18 protein-coding genes are annotated in these 16,761 nt (G+C 64.8%); 11 read left to right on the forward strand and 7 right to left on the reverse strand.

Annotation, left to right across the window (positions count from 1 at the left end):
• Positions 1 to 95: 95 nt before the first annotated feature.
• The 3 genes from proS to ACT6Q8_RS15360 all read left to right on the forward strand — a co-directional run bounded on the left by proS (position 96) and on the right by ACT6Q8_RS15360 (position 2,034).
• On the forward strand, positions 96 to 1,400 hold the full coding sequence (gene proS / locus ACT6Q8_RS15350) for a proline--tRNA ligase (RefSeq protein WP_444735177.1): 1,305 nt from the start codon (positions 96 to 98) through the stop codon (positions 1,398 to 1,400).
• 122 nt (positions 1,401 to 1,522) lie between these two features.
• Positions 1,523 to 1,726, forward strand: coding sequence for an addiction module protein (locus tag ACT6Q8_RS15355; RefSeq protein ID WP_054170154.1), 204 nt, complete (start codon positions 1,523 to 1,525; stop codon positions 1,724 to 1,726).
• On the forward strand, positions 1,723 to 2,034 hold the full coding sequence (locus tag ACT6Q8_RS15360) for a type II toxin-antitoxin system RelE/ParE family toxin (protein WP_444735178.1): 312 nt from the start codon (positions 1,723 to 1,725) through the stop codon (positions 2,032 to 2,034). The genes ACT6Q8_RS15355 and ACT6Q8_RS15360 overlap by 4 nt, the downstream gene beginning before the upstream one ends.
• Positions 2,035 to 2,037: 3 nt before the next feature.
• Here ACT6Q8_RS15360 and ACT6Q8_RS15365 read toward each other — a convergent pair whose 3' ends face one another.
• Positions 2,038 to 2,646 (reverse strand): DNA-3-methyladenine glycosylase I, encoded by a 609-nt coding sequence (locus ACT6Q8_RS15365; protein WP_054170152.1) that lies wholly within the window; start codon positions 2,644 to 2,646, stop codon positions 2,038 to 2,040.
• A gap of 9 nt (positions 2,647 to 2,655) precedes the next feature.
• Positions 2,656 to 3,225, reverse strand: coding sequence for a TetR/AcrR family transcriptional regulator (locus ACT6Q8_RS15370; RefSeq protein ID WP_444735179.1), 570 nt, complete (start codon positions 3,223 to 3,225; stop codon positions 2,656 to 2,658).
• Between the two features lie 118 nt (positions 3,226 to 3,343).
• On the opposite strand from ACT6Q8_RS15370, the gene ACT6Q8_RS15375 reads away from it, so the two are divergent.
• From ACT6Q8_RS15375 to ACT6Q8_RS15395, 5 genes are all read left to right on the forward strand, one after another.
• The gene (locus ACT6Q8_RS15375; protein WP_444735180.1) at positions 3,344 to 4,009 is read left to right on the forward strand and encodes a phytanoyl-CoA dioxygenase family protein; all 666 of its coding nucleotides are present in this window, start codon (positions 3,344 to 3,346) and stop codon (positions 4,007 to 4,009) included.
• An 82-nt stretch (positions 4,010 to 4,091) separates the two neighbouring features.
• Entirely contained in the window at positions 4,092 to 5,333 is a 1,242-nt protein-coding gene (locus ACT6Q8_RS15380) for a lipoprotein-releasing ABC transporter permease subunit (RefSeq protein ID WP_444735181.1), read from the forward strand.
• A complete protein-coding gene (locus ACT6Q8_RS15385) occupies positions 5,326 to 6,573 on the forward strand; it encodes a lipoprotein-releasing ABC transporter permease subunit (RefSeq protein WP_444735182.1) in 1,248 nt (415 codons plus the stop codon). The genes ACT6Q8_RS15380 and ACT6Q8_RS15385 overlap by 8 nt, the downstream gene beginning before the upstream one ends.
• 3 nt (positions 6,574 to 6,576) lie before the next feature.
• Entirely contained in the window at positions 6,577 to 7,257 is a 681-nt protein-coding gene (locus tag ACT6Q8_RS15390; RefSeq protein ID WP_444735183.1) for an ABC transporter ATP-binding protein, read from the forward strand.
• Between the two features lie 3 nt (positions 7,258 to 7,260).
• Complete coding sequence (locus ACT6Q8_RS15395; protein ID WP_444735184.1) at positions 7,261 to 8,130, forward strand: DNA-3-methyladenine glycosylase family protein; 870 nt, start codon at positions 7,261 to 7,263, stop codon at positions 8,128 to 8,130.
• A 3-nt stretch (positions 8,131 to 8,133) separates the two neighbouring features.
• On the opposite strand, the gene ACT6Q8_RS15400 is transcribed toward ACT6Q8_RS15395, so the two are convergent.
• The gene (locus ACT6Q8_RS15400) at positions 8,134 to 11,412 is read right to left on the reverse strand and encodes a beta strand repeat-containing protein (protein ID WP_444735185.1); all 3,279 of its coding nucleotides are present in this window, start codon (positions 11,410 to 11,412) and stop codon (positions 8,134 to 8,136) included.
• 189 nt (positions 11,413 to 11,601) lie between these two features.
• Between ACT6Q8_RS15400 and ACT6Q8_RS15405 the strand changes: the two genes are divergently transcribed.
• Positions 11,602 to 12,300: an RT0821/Lpp0805 family surface protein gene (locus ACT6Q8_RS15405; RefSeq protein ID WP_444735186.1), complete on the forward strand. Its 699-nt coding sequence runs from the start codon at positions 11,602 to 11,604 to the stop codon at positions 12,298 to 12,300.
• Positions 12,301 to 12,304: 4 nt separating this feature from the next.
• On the opposite strand, the gene ACT6Q8_RS15410 is transcribed toward ACT6Q8_RS15405, so the two are convergent.
• The 4 genes from ACT6Q8_RS15410 to lgt form a co-directional block, all read right to left on the reverse strand.
• Entirely contained in the window at positions 12,305 to 12,751 is a 447-nt protein-coding gene (locus ACT6Q8_RS15410) for a hypothetical protein (RefSeq protein WP_054170145.1), read from the reverse strand.
• A 106-nt stretch (positions 12,752 to 12,857) separates the two neighbouring features.
• Positions 12,858 to 13,622, reverse strand: coding sequence for a peptidoglycan editing factor PgeF (gene pgeF, locus ACT6Q8_RS15415; RefSeq protein ID WP_444735187.1), 765 nt, complete (start codon positions 13,620 to 13,622; stop codon positions 12,858 to 12,860).
• Positions 13,619 to 14,734: a class I SAM-dependent methyltransferase gene (locus ACT6Q8_RS15420; protein WP_444735188.1), complete on the reverse strand. Its 1,116-nt coding sequence runs from the start codon at positions 14,732 to 14,734 to the stop codon at positions 13,619 to 13,621. Before ACT6Q8_RS15420 ends, pgeF begins: the two co-directional genes overlap by 4 nt.
• The gene (gene lgt, locus ACT6Q8_RS15425) at positions 14,731 to 15,558 is read right to left on the reverse strand and encodes a prolipoprotein diacylglyceryl transferase (protein WP_054170142.1); all 828 of its coding nucleotides are present in this window, start codon (positions 15,556 to 15,558) and stop codon (positions 14,731 to 14,733) included. Before lgt ends, ACT6Q8_RS15420 begins: the two co-directional genes overlap by 4 nt.
• Positions 15,559 to 15,717: 159 nt before the next feature.
• Between lgt and ACT6Q8_RS15430 the strand changes: the two genes are divergently transcribed.
• Both ACT6Q8_RS15430 and ACT6Q8_RS15435 read left to right on the forward strand, forming a co-directional pair.
• Complete coding sequence (locus ACT6Q8_RS15430; protein WP_054170141.1) at positions 15,718 to 15,978, forward strand: accessory factor UbiK family protein; 261 nt, start codon at positions 15,718 to 15,720, stop codon at positions 15,976 to 15,978.
• Between the two features lie 215 nt (positions 15,979 to 16,193).
• Entirely contained in the window at positions 16,194 to 16,697 is a 504-nt protein-coding gene (locus ACT6Q8_RS15435) for a YbjN domain-containing protein (RefSeq protein ID WP_054170140.1), read from the forward strand.
• Positions 16,698 to 16,761: the final 64 nt, after the last annotated feature.

A 16,761-nucleotide genomic window follows, 5' to 3' on the forward strand; every position in this document is an offset into this window, starting at 1 on the left:
GGCTGGGGTGCGGGGTTGGTTGCCCGCTTGCCCCCGGCGTCGCCAGCCCATAAAGTCCGCTGCATCGTCACTCCTATTCCGTGAGTTCCGCTCCCATGCGTATGTCCAGCTACTTCCTGCCCACGCTGAAGGAAACGCCGTCGGAGGCGCAGATCGTCAGCCATCGTCTGATGCTGCGGGCCGGCATGATCCGCCAGACCTCAGCCGGCATCTATGCCTGGCTGCCGCTGGGCTGGAAGGTGCTGCAGAAGGTCAGCCAGATCGTGCGGGAGGAACAGGACCGCGCAGGGGCACAGGAACTGCTGATGCCGACCATCCAGTCGGCCGACCTGTGGAAGCAGTCGGGCCGGTACGAGGCCTATGGCAAGGAGATGCTGCGCATCACCGACCGCCACGACCGCGAGATGCTGTTCGGCCCCACGAATGAGGAGATGATCACCGACATCTTCAAGACCTTCGTGAAGTCCTACAAGGACCTGCCCCGCAACCTTTACCATATCCAGTGGAAGTTCCGGGACGAGGTGCGTCCCCGGTTCGGCGTGATGCGCGGGCGTGAATTCCTGATGAAGGATAATTATTCCTTCGATCTGGACGCCGAGGGCGCGCGCCTGTCCTATCGCAAGATGTTCCTGGCCTATCTGCGCACCTTTGCCCGCATGGGCATCAAGGCCATTCCGATGCGCGCCGATACCGGCCCCATCGGCGGCGACCTGTCCCATGAATTCATCATCCTTGCCGAGACGGGCGAAAGCCAGGTGTTCTGCGATAAGCAGTGGCTGGACATGGATGTGCTGGCCGACAATCCCGACGCCAATGGCGACCTGAAGGACTTCTTCACCAAATACACCTCCATCTATGCCGCGACCGAGGAGATGCACGACGCCGCCAAGGCGCCGGCCGATCTGGTCACCGCGCGCGGGATCGAGGTGGGGCACATCTTCTATTTCGGCACCAAATATTCCGCCCCCATGGGCGCCGTCGTGACCGGCCCCGACGGGCAGCCGGTGACGGTGGAGATGGGGTCCTACGGCATCGGCGTGTCCCGCGTCGTGGCGGCGCTGATCGAGGCCAGCCATGACGATGCCGGTATCATCTGGCCTGACCAGGTCGCCCCCTACAAGGTGGCCCTGATCAACCTGAAGGCCGATGACGAGGCCTGCCGCAGCACCTGCGATGGTCTCTATGCCCGCCTGCAGGATGCCGGCGTGGACGTCATCTATGATGACCGCAACGAACGTCCGGGTGCCAAGTTTGCCGACATGGACCTGATCGGCATCCCCTGGCAACTGACCATCGGCCCCCGTGGCCTGAAGGCCGGCACAGTGGAACTGAAGCGCCGCGCGACCGGCGAAAAGCTGGAACTGCCGTTGGAAGAAGCGCTGGCCAAGGTGATGGCGTAAGCGGGTTTTTGGGGTTGGTGTGATGGGAGGGGGCGGTGCCGATGGTGCCGCCCCTTTCTCTTTGCCGGCTCGACAGGGGCGGCAGGCGGTGCGAAAGTCAATGGACGCGAACGGAGGGTGCAATGTCCGCCATTGCCATCGACAAACTGACCTACGATGAGAAAGTCGAGTTGCTGGGGCAACTGGTCGATAGCCTGGAGCATGAAGCCGCATCATTGCCACCGGCGCAGCGCGTGGAACTTCAACGTCGGCTAGCCAAGTCGGCGGCGGGGCAGACCGTCTGGCACGACTGGCAGGACGTGAAGGCAGAATTGGAACGTCTTTGAGCCGTCGCCCGACGTTAATCCTCAGGCTTTCCGACGATGCGCGTGCGGATATCGTCGCTGCCCATCAGTGGTATGCGGAACGCAGCCCGATCAGTGCCGTATCCTTTATCCGGCAGGTTGATCGGCTTCTGGGCAGGATTCAGAGCTTTCCGGAGCTGTTCCCGGTGTTTGATCTGGGGCTGCGGCGTGCGCCGCTGGCCCGTTATCCTCATTGTCTTTTCTATCGCCTTGTCGAGGAAAGGATTGAGGTGGAAGCCTGCCTGCATGATCACCGCGATCCCGCCTACCTCCAAGCGCGGTCGGTGTGATGGTCACCCCGGCACCCGGAACGCCGCCCGTGCCTTCGCCGCTTCCTCGCGGATCACGCAGCCTTCCGCATGATCGTTGATCAGGCCCATGGCCTGCATGAAGGCAAAGATCGTGGTGGGGCCGACGAATTTCCAACCCTTCTTCAGCAGGTCCTTGGATAGCCTGACTGAGGTGGGGGAGGTGGAGGCCGATTGCGGGAACCCATGTTCTCCCGGCGGCGGTTCGTGACGCCAGAAATACGCGGCCAATGACCTCTCGGCGGCAATCAATTCCTGGGCGCGCCGTGCATTGTTGAGGACGGCTTCGATCTTGCCACGATGGCGCACGATGCCGGCATCGGCCAGCAGCCGTTCGACATCCGCCGGCCCGAACGCCGCCACGGCATCAATGTCGAACCCATGAAAAGCCGCGCGGAAATTCTCCCGCTTGCCCAGGATGGTGCGCCAGGACAGGCCCGACTGAAAGCATTCCAGGCACAGTTTCTCAAACAGCCGCCGGTCATCGGCGACGGGGAAGCCCCATTCCGTATCATGATAATGCGGAAACTCCGGTGCCGACGCGCACCAGCGGCAGCGGGGGCGGCCATCAGGGCCGGGAAGGGTCTTGTCCATGTCGTACCCTCAGAGTTGCTGGGCCAAGGTGGAAAGCCAGTCCCGCATCGCCGCCACTTCCCGCTGGATGAAGGTTTCATCCTTGAAGGCGGTGGCCAGCGTCGCCACCCCCTGGCTGCGGCCCAGCAGATGCAGGGCCAGTTCGTCGGCGCGGGCACCATCATGGCCCAGCAGCGTGAACTGCCGCGCCAGCCAGGAACGGAACAGGGTGAAGATGCGCGCCGCATCGGGCAGCGCGGCATGGTCCAGCTTGGCCAACTCGTTCGATAGAGTGCCTACGGGACACCCATGGGCCATGATCTTCGCCTGATTGGCGATCAGGATATGGATGAAGCTGGTGATGCGCGCCGCCGGCCCGTCTCCTGCCCCCTCCCACGCGTCCAGCATGGCCTGGGTATTGGCCAGTCGCCGGTCGATGACAGCAGCCAGGATCTCGTCCTTTGCCTTGAAATGATAGGTCAGGTTGCCCCGCGCAATTCCCACCGCCGCCGCGATATCCGCCAGCGATGTATGGTCGAACCCGCGCTGATAGAACAGCGCGTCGGCGGCTTCCACGATCTGTGCGCTTGTATCGGGCACGGCGATTTCTAGGGTGATTGACCTAAAATTCAATTTAGGTCAAATGACCTATTGCCGTCAACCCGTATGATCGGGTTTGGTCTTTTCCAGGCAATGACGCCGGGATATTGAGGTCTTTATGACCGATCTGCATGCTCACGGTACCATCTATCTGCCCAGGCTAGTGGTCCCCACGCTGGTGCAGCGGCTGTGCGCCGACTTGGCGCCATTGCCGCTGGATCGGCCGGGCCTGCGTCTACACGGGGTGACGGCGGTGGCGGCCCTTCTGGGACCCGATGGTCCGCTGGGGCGGGCGGCGGCGACGTTCATTGGCCCTGGTGCCATGCCGGTTCGCGCCGTGCTGTTTGATAAATCGCCCGTCCGGAACTGGGCTGTCGGCTGGCATCAGGACCGCATCATTGCCGTCAAGGAAAGGCGGGAGGTGTCAGGCTTTGGCCCCTGGTCCGTGAAAGAGGGCATTAATCACGTCGCCCCGCCCGTGGAGGTCTTGCGTGGCATGATCACCATTCGCCTGCATCTGGACGCGGTCGGGAACGATAACGCCCCGCTGCTTTATGCTCCCGGCAGCCATCGGATTGGTATTGTCCCGGTCGAACAGGTGCCGGAAATGGTGGCGCGTTGCGGCGTCGAAGCCTCTTTGGCACAGGCAGGCGATGCCTGGGCCTATTCCACCTTGATCCTGCATGCCTCTGAACCGGCATCGGTTCCGGCACGGCGGCGGGTGCTGCATGTTGATTATGCGGCGGGTCCCTTGCCTGGCGGCCTGGAATGGCTGGGTATCTGACCGCCCTTCCGCCCCGGCCCCATTTCCGCCTATAAGCAAGGCTAAACCCACGGCACACCGCAACCCCGTATCCAGGGCCCCGATGATCTTCACCCCTTTTGAGCGTATGGTCGCGTGGCGTTACCTGCGGGCGCGGCGGCAGGAGGGGACGGTGTCGGTCATCGCCGGCTTCTCCTTCATCGGGGTGGCGCTGGGCGTGGCGACCCTGATCATCGTCATGTCGGTGATGAATGGGTTCCGGGCCGAGCTGGTCAGCCGTATCCAGGGCGTGTCGGCCCATGCCGCCGTCAGTGTGGCCGGCGGCGGGTCGCTTACCGACTACGCCGCCCTGCTGGAACGGCTGCGCAGCGCCCCCGGTGTGACGCAGGTGATGCCGGTGGTGGAGGGCCAGGCGCTGGCCACCGTCAATGGCCGGGCCGTCGGCGTGAAGGTGCGCGGGCTGGAAGTTGCGGATTTTCAGACGCGGCCCATCGTGGGGCGCAGCGTGATCCGGGGCCTGTCCGACCTGGGCGAGGATGGGGTGGCGCTGGGCTTCAACCTGTCCCGGTCCCTGGGCATTTCTGCGGGCGGCAATGTCACCCTGATCAGCCCGAAAGGCACCGTGACCGCATTCGGGACCATGCTGCGGCGAAAGGAATTTCCTGTCTACGCCGTGGTCGATCTGCGCATGCCCGAACAGGATGCCAACCTGATTTATATGCCGCTACCAACCTCCCAGGCGTTTTTCCGCATGGGCCAGGGGGTCAGCGCCATTGATGTGTTCGTGGACGACCCGCGCGATGTGGACACGATGCGGGCAAGTCTGGAGAAGGCGGCGGGGCCGGGCTTTACCGTCACCGACTGGCGGCAGGCCAACAAGGGGCTGGTGACCGCGCTGGGGGTGGAGCGGGTGGCGATGTTCGTCGTGCTGACCCTGATCATCCTGGTGGCCAGTTTCAACATCGTCTCCTCAATGGTCATGCTGGTGCGTGGCAAGGCGGCCAGCATCGCCATCCTGCGCACCATGGGGGCACAGCGGGCGTCGGTGTCGCGCATTTTCCTGCTGGCCGGTGCTTCCATCGGGGCCGTCGGCACGCTGGTCGGCTTTGCCCTGGGTATCCTGCTGACGGTGAATGTTCAGGCGATCGGCTATGCCCTGGGACAGGTGCCTGGCATCGCAGGGTCACAGATGCTGCTGTTCCTGACCACCCTGCCGGCCATCATCGATTGGTCGGAAGTCACCCTGGTGGTGGCGCTGGGCCTGTTCCTGTCGGTGGGGGCCACGCTTTATCCCGCCCGCCGGGCGGCCTCGATGGACCCGGTGGAGGCGCTGCGCCATGGCTGATCGTTCCCGCATGTTCGGCATTCTGGAGCGCTGGATCGCCTTTCGCTATCTGGGGGCGCGTCGGCAGGAGGGGTTCATCTCCGTCATTGCCGGCTTCTCCTTCCTTGGCATCGCGCTAGGTGTCGCCACGCTGATCATTTCCCTTTCAGTGTTCAATGGTTTTCAGCGCGACCTGCTGTCCCGCGTGCTGGGTTTCCAGGGCCATGTGGTGGCCGTGGGCCAGTATGGCCCGTTCCAGGCGTCCGACGCGCTGGTGGAGGGGGTACGCGGCGTGCCGGGCGTGGTGTCGGTGATGCCCAGCCTGGATGCGCAGGGCCTGCTCTCAACCCGCGACTTTGCCGGCGGCGTGCTGGTCAAGGCGTTGCGCCCCGCCGACATGGCCGCCCGCCCCGCCTTTGCCGATGCCCTGGTGGAGGGCACCCTGGCAGAGGGCGACGGCATCGCCATCGGCAAGCGCATGGCCGAGAATGGCCGCATCAAGCTGGGTGACCGGGTCACCATCCTGTCGCCGCAGGTGGATGCGGGCGGCGGCCCGCCCCGGTCTCGCGCCTTCACCGTCACCGGCATCGTGGCCCTGGGCGTGTCGGAGTTTGATAACACACTGGTGCTGATGGACCTCGCCACGGCGCAGGAATTCTTTCAGTTGGACGGCAATGTGACGGCGGTGGAGGTGACCTTCACCGATCCCGCTCTGGGTCCTGCCCGCATGGGTGATGTGGCGGCGCGCCTGCCCGCCGGCCTGCATGTCCAGAACTGGCAGCAGGTGAACGGCGCGTTTTTCAGCTTCATCGAGACGCAGCGCAATGTCGTGTCCCTGATCCTGGGCATGATCGTGGTGGTGGCGGCCTTCAACATAATTTCGGGCATGATCATGATGGTGCAGGACAAGGGGCGGGAGATTGCCATCCTGCGCACTATGGGGGCCGGTCGCGGTACCATCCTGCGCATCTTCCTGATGTCCGGCGCCTCAATTGGTATCGCTGGTACCGCCGCCGGCCTGATCCTGGGCGTCACCTTGTCGGGCCATATGGAACAGTTGCGGCAACTCGTGAAGGCGGCCACGGGTGTCGATCCGTTTAATTCGGACATCTATTTCCTGTCCTCCTTGCCCTCCTTCACCGATCCGTGGCAGGTGGCGCAGGTGGCGGTTGCATCGGTCGCCCTGTCCTTGCTGGCCACTTTGTACCCTTCCTGGCGGGCGGCGAAGCTGGACCCGGTTGAAGCCCTTCGATACGAGTGAAAAATGGCAGACATCGTCCTGCGCCTGACCGGCATTCACCGCTCCTTTACGCAGGTAGAAACCCCGCTACATGTGCTGCGCGGTGTCGATGCCGCCATTCGGGCCGGGGAGATGGTGGCCCTGGTGGGGCCCAGCGGGGCCGGAAAATCCACCCTGCTGCATATCGCGGGCCTGCTGGAACCCGCTGATAAGGGCGGGATTGAGATTGCGGGGCAGAAGGCCGACGGTCTGTCAGACGCCGAACGCACCGCCATCCGCCGCGACAAGATCGGCTTTGTCTATCAGTTCCACCACCTGCTGCCGGAATTCACGGCAGAGGAAAACATCATCATTCCGCAGATGTTGGCCGGCGTATCCCGTACCAAGGCAAAGGACCGCGCGCAGGAATTGCTGGGCTTGGTCGGCTTGTCCGCCCGCGCTGGCCACCGCCCGGCCAAACTGTCGGGCGGGGAACAGCAGCGTGTCGCCATCGCCCGCGCGCTGGCCAACCGCCCGCGCCTGCTGGTTGCGGATGAGCCGACGGGGAACTTGGACATGCACACGGCGGAAAAAGTGTTCGCCTTGTTCGCCGATCTGGTGCGGGGGCAGGGGCTTGGTGCCCTGGTCGCCACCCATAACCTGGATCTGGCGCGGCGCATGGACCGCGTTGTGGAAATGCGCGACGGTCTGCTGGTGGCGGGCTGACCCATGGCAAACCTGCCCGATATCGCCCTGCCCGATGGTTACCGTTCCGATTGGGTCCTGTCCTATCATGGCCGCGACCCGGACGGGTTGTCGGAACGGGTGACGGGGAGTGTCATCACCAAGGTTTTGGCCCCGGCGGGCCGGGCCATCCGGGTCGATATCGCGATCCACCCCACCCATGCTGCCCTGACCGCCGATCCCGCCGACCTGACGGATGCGGAGGTGGGCAGCCTGTCGGCGTCCGTGGCCCGCATGTTGGGCGTGTCGGGCGATGTGTCGGGGCTGGAGGCGCTGGCGGCACAGGATGCGCAGGTGGCGCGTCTGCTGTCGCGCTGCGGCTCCGGCCTGCGTCTGCCGCAGACGGCAGGGGTGTTCGAGGCCATGTGCTGGGCCGTGGTGGGGCAGCAGGTCAATCTGCGTTTCGCGGGCCAGTTGCGCCGCACCCTGATCGAACTGGCGGGTATCCCGCATGTATCGGGCATGAAGGCGCACCCCACGCCCGCCGGCATCGCGGCCCTGGACCCCGACCTTCTGGGCACCCTGAAATTCTCCCGCTCCAAAGCGGCCTATCTGATCAATGCCGCGCGCAGCGGGATTGATTTTGAAGGGCTGCCCCATGGTGACGCCGCAACCGCAGAGGCGGCGATGACGGGGGTAAAGGGCATCGGCCCTTGGACACGGGCCTATGTCCTGCTGCGTGCCTGCGCTTTTCCCGATGTCGCCCCCATCGGGGATGCGGGCCTGTCTGCGGCGCTGCAGAATTTCCACGGGCTTGACCACCGGCCCGGCCCTGCGGAACAAGACGCCCTGATGCGGCCCTTCGCGCCGTGGCGCAGTCTGGCCACGGCGCATCTCTGGGCGGGCTGGGCTTAACCTCTAGCCCAGTTCGGTAATGCTGACCGCCCGGCCCTGCACATAGCCATACAGGAGATAGTGGGTCAGCGGGTTCATGTTCATAGCTGCGACGTTGGGATTGTCATCCAGATAGGTGCTGGTATCGAACCAGCGCGACGGGTCGCGCCCTTCCTTCCAGCCATAGGTGTTATAGTGGGTCAGGGCATCCATGCCCGCAGCGGCCACATCCTTGTTGGTGGCCAGATACCAGTCCGTGTCGAAGAAGATGTTGGGATCGCGCCCTTCCCGGGCGCCATATTGCACATAATGATCCCACGCGCTGCGGAAGGCGCGCCCGACGCCGCTGACCTCTGCCACGTCGGGGTTCTGCGCCAGATAGAAGGACTCATCGAACAGCACCAGCGTGCCGTCCAGCCGGGCCGGCGACGCGCGGAATTCCGCCCGGCCGACGGCCAGATAATGGGCTTCCCCGCTGGCATACTGGCCCGCCTTGACCATGGCCGCCACGTCGGGATAAAGCGCCAGATAGGCTGCTTCATCAAACTGTGTGGTGTCATAGGGGCGATAGGGCGTGTTCGGCTGCGGTGCGCGCAGCGGGATGGCGTTATTGCCCAGGATGGCGATTTCCACGCCGAACAGATCGTCGATACCGTTGCCGTTGGCCCTTGTGTCGGTGACGCGGTAGTGGAACTGCCCCTCCGACTGCCAGATATTTTCAATGAAAATCTGTCGCCCGATCATGTCGGCGCTGCCCGCGTAACGCACGGCATCGATACCGCCGCCGCCTATGATCCGGTCATTGCTGAGGCTGCCGAGCAGCAGATCGGAGCCGGCGCCGCCTGACACCGTGACCGGCTGGAAATCCTTCGAGGCGGGGTCGAAATCCTGCACGAAATTCCTGGCGGTCAGGGCCGTGGGGTCAATGTTGGAGAACCGGATCAAGGCCCCTGGCGGGGTCTTGACATACGGGTTTTGGGACAGAGGATCGGCATTGACCATCAGCAGCGTGTCGCTGCCATCCTTGACCAGATAGAAATATCGGCCGAGCGGCGCACCCGCTTCGATATTCCACAGGTTCGGCGTCACCCGCGACAGGTCGATCACGTCGGCGGCCTTGTCGAAATCGGTGATGGTCACCGTGGTGACGGGGAGGCCACCAAACAGGGGTGACAGACCGGTGGGGGTGAAACGGTCGGCCCCGGCACCGCCGGTCAGGCTGCCCGCACTGGCCTGGATCACATCATCGCCGGCCCCGCCATCCAGGGTCGATGCGCCATAGGTTGAAATCAGCGTATCGTTGCCATCGTCACCAAACACAAGGTCGCCGCTGCCGGCATTGGTGATGATGTCGTTGCCGGCACCTCCGCGCATCGTGTCGGGATAGGAATCCCCGGAACCCAGGGCATAGATCGGGTCGGAATACCATTGCAGGACATCGCTGCCATCGCCGCCTTCCAGCAGTTCCGACCCGGTCGATCCCATCAACGTGTCGCTGCCCGCCCCACCGAACATCTCGCTGTTCATGCCGCCGCTGATCCGGTCGGCGCCATCGCCGCCGTTGATGGTGGCAGCGACGCCACCGGTCAGCGCGTCATTGCCGTCATCGCCATTGATGACATCATTGATGCCGCCGCCGCGGATCGTGTCATTGCCGCTGCCGCCGGACAGGTTGTTGGTGCCGGTGGCATCGGAAAGGAAATCATTGCCGCCACGGCCCTGGATTGTGTCATTGCCATGGCCGCCGACCAGCGTCTCCCCGGCATCGGTTCCCGTCTGGGTCAGGTCGGATTGGTCGAACCGGGTGGTGGCGACGATGCCGCCCGCGAAATTCCCGGCCACCAGGCTGCTGGCCTGGACATTGGCCAGGACAGCCAGGGTCCGCCCGGCCTGACCCCCGCCCGAATCCTCATCAATCAGGATATGGGTGTTGGCCCCGATCTGACCCAGCCAGATATAGCGGGCCAGATCGGTACCGGGCTTGTACCCCAGCAGGGTGGTGAGGATGGGCGTCAGGTCCAAGGTGTCGCCGCCGGCGCCGGGCGTGAAATCGGTGATGAACAGTTCGGATATGGAATTGGGCGCCTGGCGATAGTCGGTGATGACAAACCGGTCACGCCCGCCACCGCCCGTAGCGCGGCCGCCAGCCAGGGTCAGGACATCGTCGCCCATGCCGCCCTGCAGGGTACCGTTGACGGCAGTCAGAATGTCATTGCCGTCGCCGCCCGACAGCAGATCATAGCCAGATCCACTGATAATGGTGTCGTTGCCCGCCCCGCCATCAAAGATGCTGCTATAGAAGTCGGGGGTCGAAGAGCCGTCGATCAGGTCGTCGCCATTGCCGGCGGTGACACTGTCATTGCCGCCGCCGGGTACGATCACATCATTGCCATCCCCACCACTGATCGTATCGGCGCCCCGACCGCCGGTGATGGTGTCATTGCCATCGTCGCCCGACAGGTTGTTGCCTTGGCTGCTGGTGTCGGCGATGACGTCATTCCCGGCCCCGCCCGTGATCGTATCCGGGCCCCAGCCACCGGCCAGCGTGTCGTCACCGTCAGAGCCCTGGAGTGTGGCGATTTCGTTCTCAATCCGGCTGGTGGGTTTGAAACCGCCCGTGAAATGTCCGCTATTCAGTGCCGAGAGGGACAGGTTGCGGAAGGTGACAAGCGTCTGCGCGGCATGGGTGGCACCCGCGCCGTCCCGGTCCAGGCGCAGCAGCGTGTCATTGCCGCTTTGTTCCAGCCACAGGAAGCGGCCAAACGGATTGCCGCCCGTATAGCCTGTCAGGCTGGACAAGACGTTTGTCAGGTCCAGACTGTCCCCGAATGCGCCCACCGCGAAATCGGTGATGGTGACCGACCATTCCTGTCCCTGGTCGGGATTGCCAAGTGCGCCGATCACAAACCTGTCGCGCCCGCCGCCGCCGCTGGCGATGCCGTCGGACAGGGTAATGACGTCGGCACCGGCGCCGCCGCCGATGGTGCCGCGCTGTGCGGTCAGCACATCATCACCGGCCCCGCCATCGATCTGTTCCTCACCCAGGCTGCTGGTGATCGTGTCATTGCCAGCCCCGCCATAGGCAAGATCGATATCGCCATAGGCGGCGGATGTCAGGTCGATGCGGTCATCCCCCGCGCCACCATCCAGCGTGTCATAGCCAGCACCGCCGGTCAGGCTGTCATTGCCATCGCCCCCGGACAGGCTGTCATTGCCGGAAACACCCGTGATCGTGTCATCCAGGTTCCCGCCCATAATTGTATCATCCTGGATGGTACCCGTCTTGATCTCGCCTGCGGCCATTTCCACGCGTTCCCTTAGATCATCGCCTAATGGAAACAACATGAAATGGCTGGATTCTGTCAATGGACCCTGCCGCTCCCCCACCCGAAAGAGGCATGCGCGGTTGCCATAAATTCGCCCAGAGCCGGGCGCATCTTATCAGCATGAACGACGTTCGTTACGGACGTCCCGATTGCTGGTGAGGCTATCATGCGGTTGCGCGATCTCGGAAAACTGACGCTGACGGCGGTTCTGGCCCTGTCGCTGGGCACGCCCCCGGCCATGGCCGGCGACTGGGACCGGGACGGGCGCGGGCACCGCGACGACCGTCATGATCGCCGGGATGACCGGCGCGATGATCGCTATGATCGTCGCGACGACCGCCGGGATGATCGTTTTGACCGCCGGGATGACCGGCGGGATTATCACTGGGGCGACCGCGACTATCGTTACCGCGCCCCGCCGCCGGGCTGGTACGCCCATGGCGGCTATCCGGTCCGGCATTGGGACGTGCCGCCGGCCCGCCGCCGCGTCTATCGCGATGTGGTTGTCGTGCGGCCCTATGGCCATTGGTATTCCGGCTATGGCCGCTATCGCAGCGATGACGACGCCCTGTTCTTCCTGGGCCTGACGGCGATCAGCCTGGTGGCTCTCAGTTCCCTCTCGGAGGCGCAGCAGCGTGCGCATGAGGATGCGCAGGTCCGCGCCACCTCCGCCCCCATCGGTCAGCCCATCATCTGGTCCGATGGCCGGGCGACAGGTTCCGTCACCTCCCTGCGCGAAGGCCGCGCCGCCGATGGCGCCTATTGTCGCGAATTCCAGCAGCAGGTGACCATCGGTGGCCGCACCGAGGATGCCTATGGCACGGCGTGCCAGCAGCCGGACGGGTCCTGGCAGGTGGTGAACTGACGCGTCAGTACCCATCCACCGCCGTTACGCGGGCCTGAATCTCTGCCACCTGCAAGGGGCCCCGGCCCGGCGGCACCGCCTCGCCGGGCTTGCACCCCTCATCCAGCAGGAAGCGCAGCTTCAGGTCGGGATGGGTGCTGTTGAAGGCATAGGCGGGCACGATCCCGTCGAACCACAGCATCCCGTCTTCGGGCGGCGGGGCCTTGGGGTCGCGCATGATCTGCGTGACGAAGGCGGGGCCGGTGGGCACATCCACCACGATGTGCCGTCCCTGGTGGAAGCTGGCTTCCTTGATGCCGATGCGCAGGACCACCAGTTCGCTGGCCTTAGGCGTGCGCTGCAAAGCCACCTTGCGCCATGCCGGCTTGTCCGCCGTCACTTCCGTCACCTCGCCTGCGAAGACGGGTGGTGTCAGCAGCAATCCGGTCAGCAGCAGGGCGAAAGCGCGCATCGGGTCCCCTCCCTCAACAATCAGGGTCCCATGATGCGCGGGCAAAAACACGCATGCAATGTAAAAGTATCGGGCCAATAACGCTCTTTGGTAGAAATGGGCGTAGTTACGTCAGGCAGATGGCCGACAGACCCCGCCCATAATCTGGCTCCTGACGCAGGCAGGCGCGGCGGTAGCTGAAGAACAGATCCTCCCGCGCCAACGTGTCCAGACCGGTGGTTTCCACCTGTCCCAGACCGGCGGCCTGCAACCGGCCCAGAACATAGCCGCCGATATTGAACATCCAGTGATCGGGCCGTTCAGACGGACGGAACAGCACGTCATGGCCGGGATCGGTGGACACGAACCGTTCGCGGAATTCCGGCCCCACCTCATAACTGTCCCAGCCGATATGCGGGCCGATGCCGGCCAGGATGCGGGGCCGGTCGGCGCCCAGCGCGACCATGGCCTCCACCGTCGCCTCCAGCACGCCCGTCACCGCCCCCTTCCACCCGGCATGGGCCGCACCGATGACGCGGGCGACCGGGTCCACGAACAGGACCGGCACGCAATCCGCCGTCAGGATGCCCAGCGCGATGCCGGGCCGGTCGGTGACCATGGCGTCTGCCTTGGGCGCCGCACTGTGTGTAAACGGCTCTGTGACCGTCACCACATCCGGGCTGTGCACCTGATAGACGGTGGTGAGCGCTGAGGGGGGAACGCCCAGCAATTCCATGGCACGGGCACGGTTGGCGGTGACATTGGCGGTATCATCGTTGGAGCCATAGCCGCAATTCATGGCGGCTAGAATGCCCGTCGACACGCCGTCGGTGCGGGTGAAGAACCCATGGCGCAGGCCGGGAACGGCGGTCAGATGGTCAAGCGTGATCATGCGCTGTCTCCAGTCGTTCGGGCAAAGCCGGCGGGCACGGGGGCGGCCGGATGGGTGATGGCGATGGCGCGGAACAGGCGGCCCATCCTGTCGGGCGCCGTCAGCCGGGTCAGTGCCGATTGGATATCGGCCTGCTGCGCCGGGGTGGCACGGGCCGACAGGGCGGTGGCCCGCGCCGCGATACCCAACGCCAGAAGCAACTCGCCCTGTTCGACACTATGACCCACCCCCGGATGCGCCTGCGCGCCTGCCTGCCGCGCTGCCTGCGCCAGGGCCGTGAAATCGACATGGGCCGTCAGGTCGGCACTGCCGGGATCGTCCAGCACGGCGACGGGTCGATGGGCACGTAGGGCCTGCAACGTGTCGCCAATGGCCGGGCCGTCATAGCCATAATCGATGATCAGGGCGGCCCCGGCCTGTGCCGACAGCCGCCGCCCGATCTCCGCCGCCACGGCGATCCCCGCGGGGCAGGTCTCGGCAACCGCGCCGGGCGGGATCTCCGCCTCCCGGTGCAGGGGCGTCAGCAGGGCGCCGCCGGGGCTGGGATCGAAGGTGAAGGCCAGCTGCCCTGCCGGGTTCAGCCCCACCTTGCGTTCGGCCCAGCCGGCGTGCGTGCGAATGAACTGCCGGATGGGCAGGGCGTCAAAGAACTCGTTCGCGACCAGCAGCATTGGCCCATCGGGCACGCTATCCAGCCGATCATGCCAGGTGGGGGTAAAGCCGGTCAGGGCTGCCGCCTGACGCTCTCGCAGGGTAGGGCTGGTTTCCACCAGATGCAGGCGGATGGCCTGATGAAACCCCGGCACACGGGCCGTGGCGCGCAGGGCGTCGGCCATCAGGGTGCCGCGCCCCGGCCCCAGTTCCACCAGTTGCACGCGCTCCGGGCAGCCCTGATTGATCCAGCAATCGGCCAGCCACACCCCCACCATCTCCCCGAACATCTGGGAAATCTCGGGCGCGGTGATGAAATCCCCCTTGGCCCCCAACGGGTCGCGGGTGATGTAATAGCCATGCTGGGGATGGCCCAGTGCCTCGCCCATGAAGCTGGCGATGCTGATCGGCCCGGTCAGGGCGATGCGGCGGACCAGCAGGTCATGCAGCGCGCCCGTCATTTCTGGGCAGGGGCGGGGGCCGGCACCGGCGTGCCGAACGGCGCGCGCAGCACCATCCACACCCCGATGATCAGCATCGGCATGGACAGCAATTGCCCCATGGTGGTGCCAAAGGCCAGGAAACCCAGCTGGGCATCGGGCTGCCGGAAGAATTCCCCGACCAGACGCGCAATGGCATAGCCGATCAGGAACGCGCCCGACAGGGTGCCGGTCCGCGCCCGGATCTTGGGATTGCGGGCCAGCAGGAAGATGGCGATGAACAGCAGCACCCCCTCCAGCCCCGCCTGATACAACTGACTGGGATGGCGGGGCAGGCCGGCGGGATCGGTGGGGAAGATCATGGCCCAGGGCACATCCGTGGGCCGCCCCCACAGTTCCGCATTCACGAAATTCGCCAGCCGGCCCAGCAGCAGCCCCACCGGGGCGGCACAGGCCACCAAGTCGCCCAGCGCGAAGGGCGAGAATCCACGCCGCCAGGAGAATAGCAGGATCGCCGCAATGACCCCCGTCAGCCCGCCATGGAACGACATGCCGCCGTGCCAGACGCGCAGCGCCTCCAGCGGGTCATTGATATAAGTGTCGAGATTATAGAACAGGATGGAGAACAGCCGTCCGCCGATCAGGATGCCGCCCGCCGCCCAGACAACGAAATCGCCCAGATCATCCTCGGTCGGGCGCAGACCGCTGTTGCGCGCCAGCCGGTTGCAGTACCACAGCGCAAAGGCGATGCCGGCGGCATAGGCCAGCCCGTACCATTTGATGGATATCGGACCCAGGGCCAGCGCCACAGGGTCCAGGTCGGGGAAGGGGATGGCCAAAATCATGCGATATCCCGTCACGTTCCATCCCCGGCGGGGAAGACGCGACCTATATAGAGGGTTGGGGATCATGACGGCAAGGCGCGGGGCGGACCCGTATCTAACGCCATGGACAGGGATAGGCCCTATCCCCATAATGCGGCGCTTTTTTGAAGGGGACCCGCCATGCAGGTGGAAAACAAGCTGTTCGATGATCTGGCCCGTGTCGCCAGTGGGGCCATGGGTGCCATCTCTGGCATCCGGGGCGAGGTCGAAGGCCAGATTCGCCAGCAGTTCGAACGTATCCTGGCCCAGATGGACGTTGTCAGCCGGGAAGAGTTCGAGGCGGTGAAGGCCGTCGCCGCCGAGGCGCGGGCCCGTCAGGAGGCGCTGGAGGAAAAGCTGGCGGCCCTGGAGGCCAGGCTTTCCAAGGCTTCCGAAGGCTGACACGGTCCCGGCCATCGCCGGGGATCAGATCGGTTTTGTTTCACGAAACGGCAAGGAACCGGAATCCGGTTGCGCCTGCGAAATGGCGCTGGCACCGTATTCCTGGTGGTTCCAACGCCGGCAGGGCCACAATATCTGGACACCCCGATATGTGGCCCGCCGCTTCGCCTGGGGGATGGCGCTGCGGCAGGGCATTTGGGAGTGAGGGGGACGGCATGACAGCCTTGAATATCGAGACCCAGGCATCGACGCATAATCCGCTGGACATGCTGGAAGAGATGGTTGTCGCCAATGAATGGCCCTTCGACCGCGTCTCCGAGGAGGAGATGGTGGTGGAGATCAATGGTCGCTGGTGCGAATACCGCCTGTTCTTCATGTGGCAGGCGGAAGTCAGCGCGATGCAGTTCTCCTGCCAGTACGATATGAAGGTGCCGCCGGGCCGCAAGAATGCCGTGGCCGAACTGCTGGCCGAGGTCAATCCCAAGATGTGGCTGGGCCATTTCGATGTCTGCCACGATCAGCACACGCCCATGTTCCGGCAGACCACCCTGCTGCGCGGTGCGCGCGGGGCCAGCTCTGAACAGCTTGAAGACCTGATGGACATTGCCCTCTCGGAATGCGAGCGTTTCTATCCGGCCTTCCAGTTCGTGATCTGGGGCGGTAAGACCCCGGCAGAGGCCGTGTCCGCCGCCATCCTGGATACGGTGGGCGAGGCCTGATCAAACCGGATGGGGCCAACGCCGTCGGGGATGAACCCCGCGACCCCGCCGGATACATGGGGGA

This window comes from Niveispirillum sp. (genome assembly GCF_052437035.1).
GTDB lineage: Bacteria > Pseudomonadota > Alphaproteobacteria > Azospirillales > Azospirillaceae > Niveispirillum.

Excerpts from the sequence above, each read along its gene's own strand:
- proS (WP_444735177.1), top strand. The coding sequence starts at position 96 with ATGCGTATGTCCAGCTACTTCCTGCCCACGCTGAAGGAAACGCCGTCG.
- ACT6Q8_RS15355 (WP_054170154.1), top strand. The coding sequence starts at position 1,523 with ATGTCCGCCATTGCCATCGACAAACTGACCTACGATGAGAAAGTCGAG.
- ACT6Q8_RS15365 (WP_054170152.1), bottom strand. The coding sequence starts at position 2,646 with ATGGACAAGACCCTTCCCGGCCCTGATGGCCGCCCCCGCTGCCGCTGG.
- ACT6Q8_RS15375 (WP_444735180.1), top strand. The coding sequence starts at position 3,344 with ATGACCGATCTGCATGCTCACGGTACCATCTATCTGCCCAGGCTAGTG.
- ACT6Q8_RS15380 (WP_444735181.1), top strand. The coding sequence starts at position 4,092 with ATGATCTTCACCCCTTTTGAGCGTATGGTCGCGTGGCGTTACCTGCGG.
- ACT6Q8_RS15385 (WP_444735182.1), top strand. The coding sequence starts at position 5,326 with ATGGCTGATCGTTCCCGCATGTTCGGCATTCTGGAGCGCTGGATCGCC.
- ACT6Q8_RS15390 (WP_444735183.1), top strand. The coding sequence starts at position 6,577 with ATGGCAGACATCGTCCTGCGCCTGACCGGCATTCACCGCTCCTTTACG.
- ACT6Q8_RS15395 (WP_444735184.1), top strand. The coding sequence starts at position 7,261 with ATGGCAAACCTGCCCGATATCGCCCTGCCCGATGGTTACCGTTCCGAT.
- ACT6Q8_RS15400 (WP_444735185.1), bottom strand. The coding sequence starts at position 11,412 with ATGGCCGCAGGCGAGATCAAGACGGGTACCATCCAGGATGATACAATT.
- ACT6Q8_RS15405 (WP_444735186.1), top strand. The coding sequence starts at position 11,602 with ATGCGGTTGCGCGATCTCGGAAAACTGACGCTGACGGCGGTTCTGGCC.
- ACT6Q8_RS15410 (WP_054170145.1), bottom strand. The coding sequence starts at position 12,751 with ATGCGCGCTTTCGCCCTGCTGCTGACCGGATTGCTGCTGACACCACCC.
- pgeF (WP_444735187.1), bottom strand. The coding sequence starts at position 13,622 with ATGATCACGCTTGACCATCTGACCGCCGTTCCCGGCCTGCGCCATGGG.
- ACT6Q8_RS15420 (WP_444735188.1), bottom strand. The coding sequence starts at position 14,734 with ATGACGGGCGCGCTGCATGACCTGCTGGTCCGCCGCATCGCCCTGACC.
- lgt (WP_054170142.1), bottom strand. The coding sequence starts at position 15,558 with ATGATTTTGGCCATCCCCTTCCCCGACCTGGACCCTGTGGCGCTGGCC.
- ACT6Q8_RS15430 (WP_054170141.1), top strand. The coding sequence starts at position 15,718 with ATGCAGGTGGAAAACAAGCTGTTCGATGATCTGGCCCGTGTCGCCAGT.
- ACT6Q8_RS15435 (WP_054170140.1), top strand. The coding sequence starts at position 16,194 with ATGACAGCCTTGAATATCGAGACCCAGGCATCGACGCATAATCCGCTG.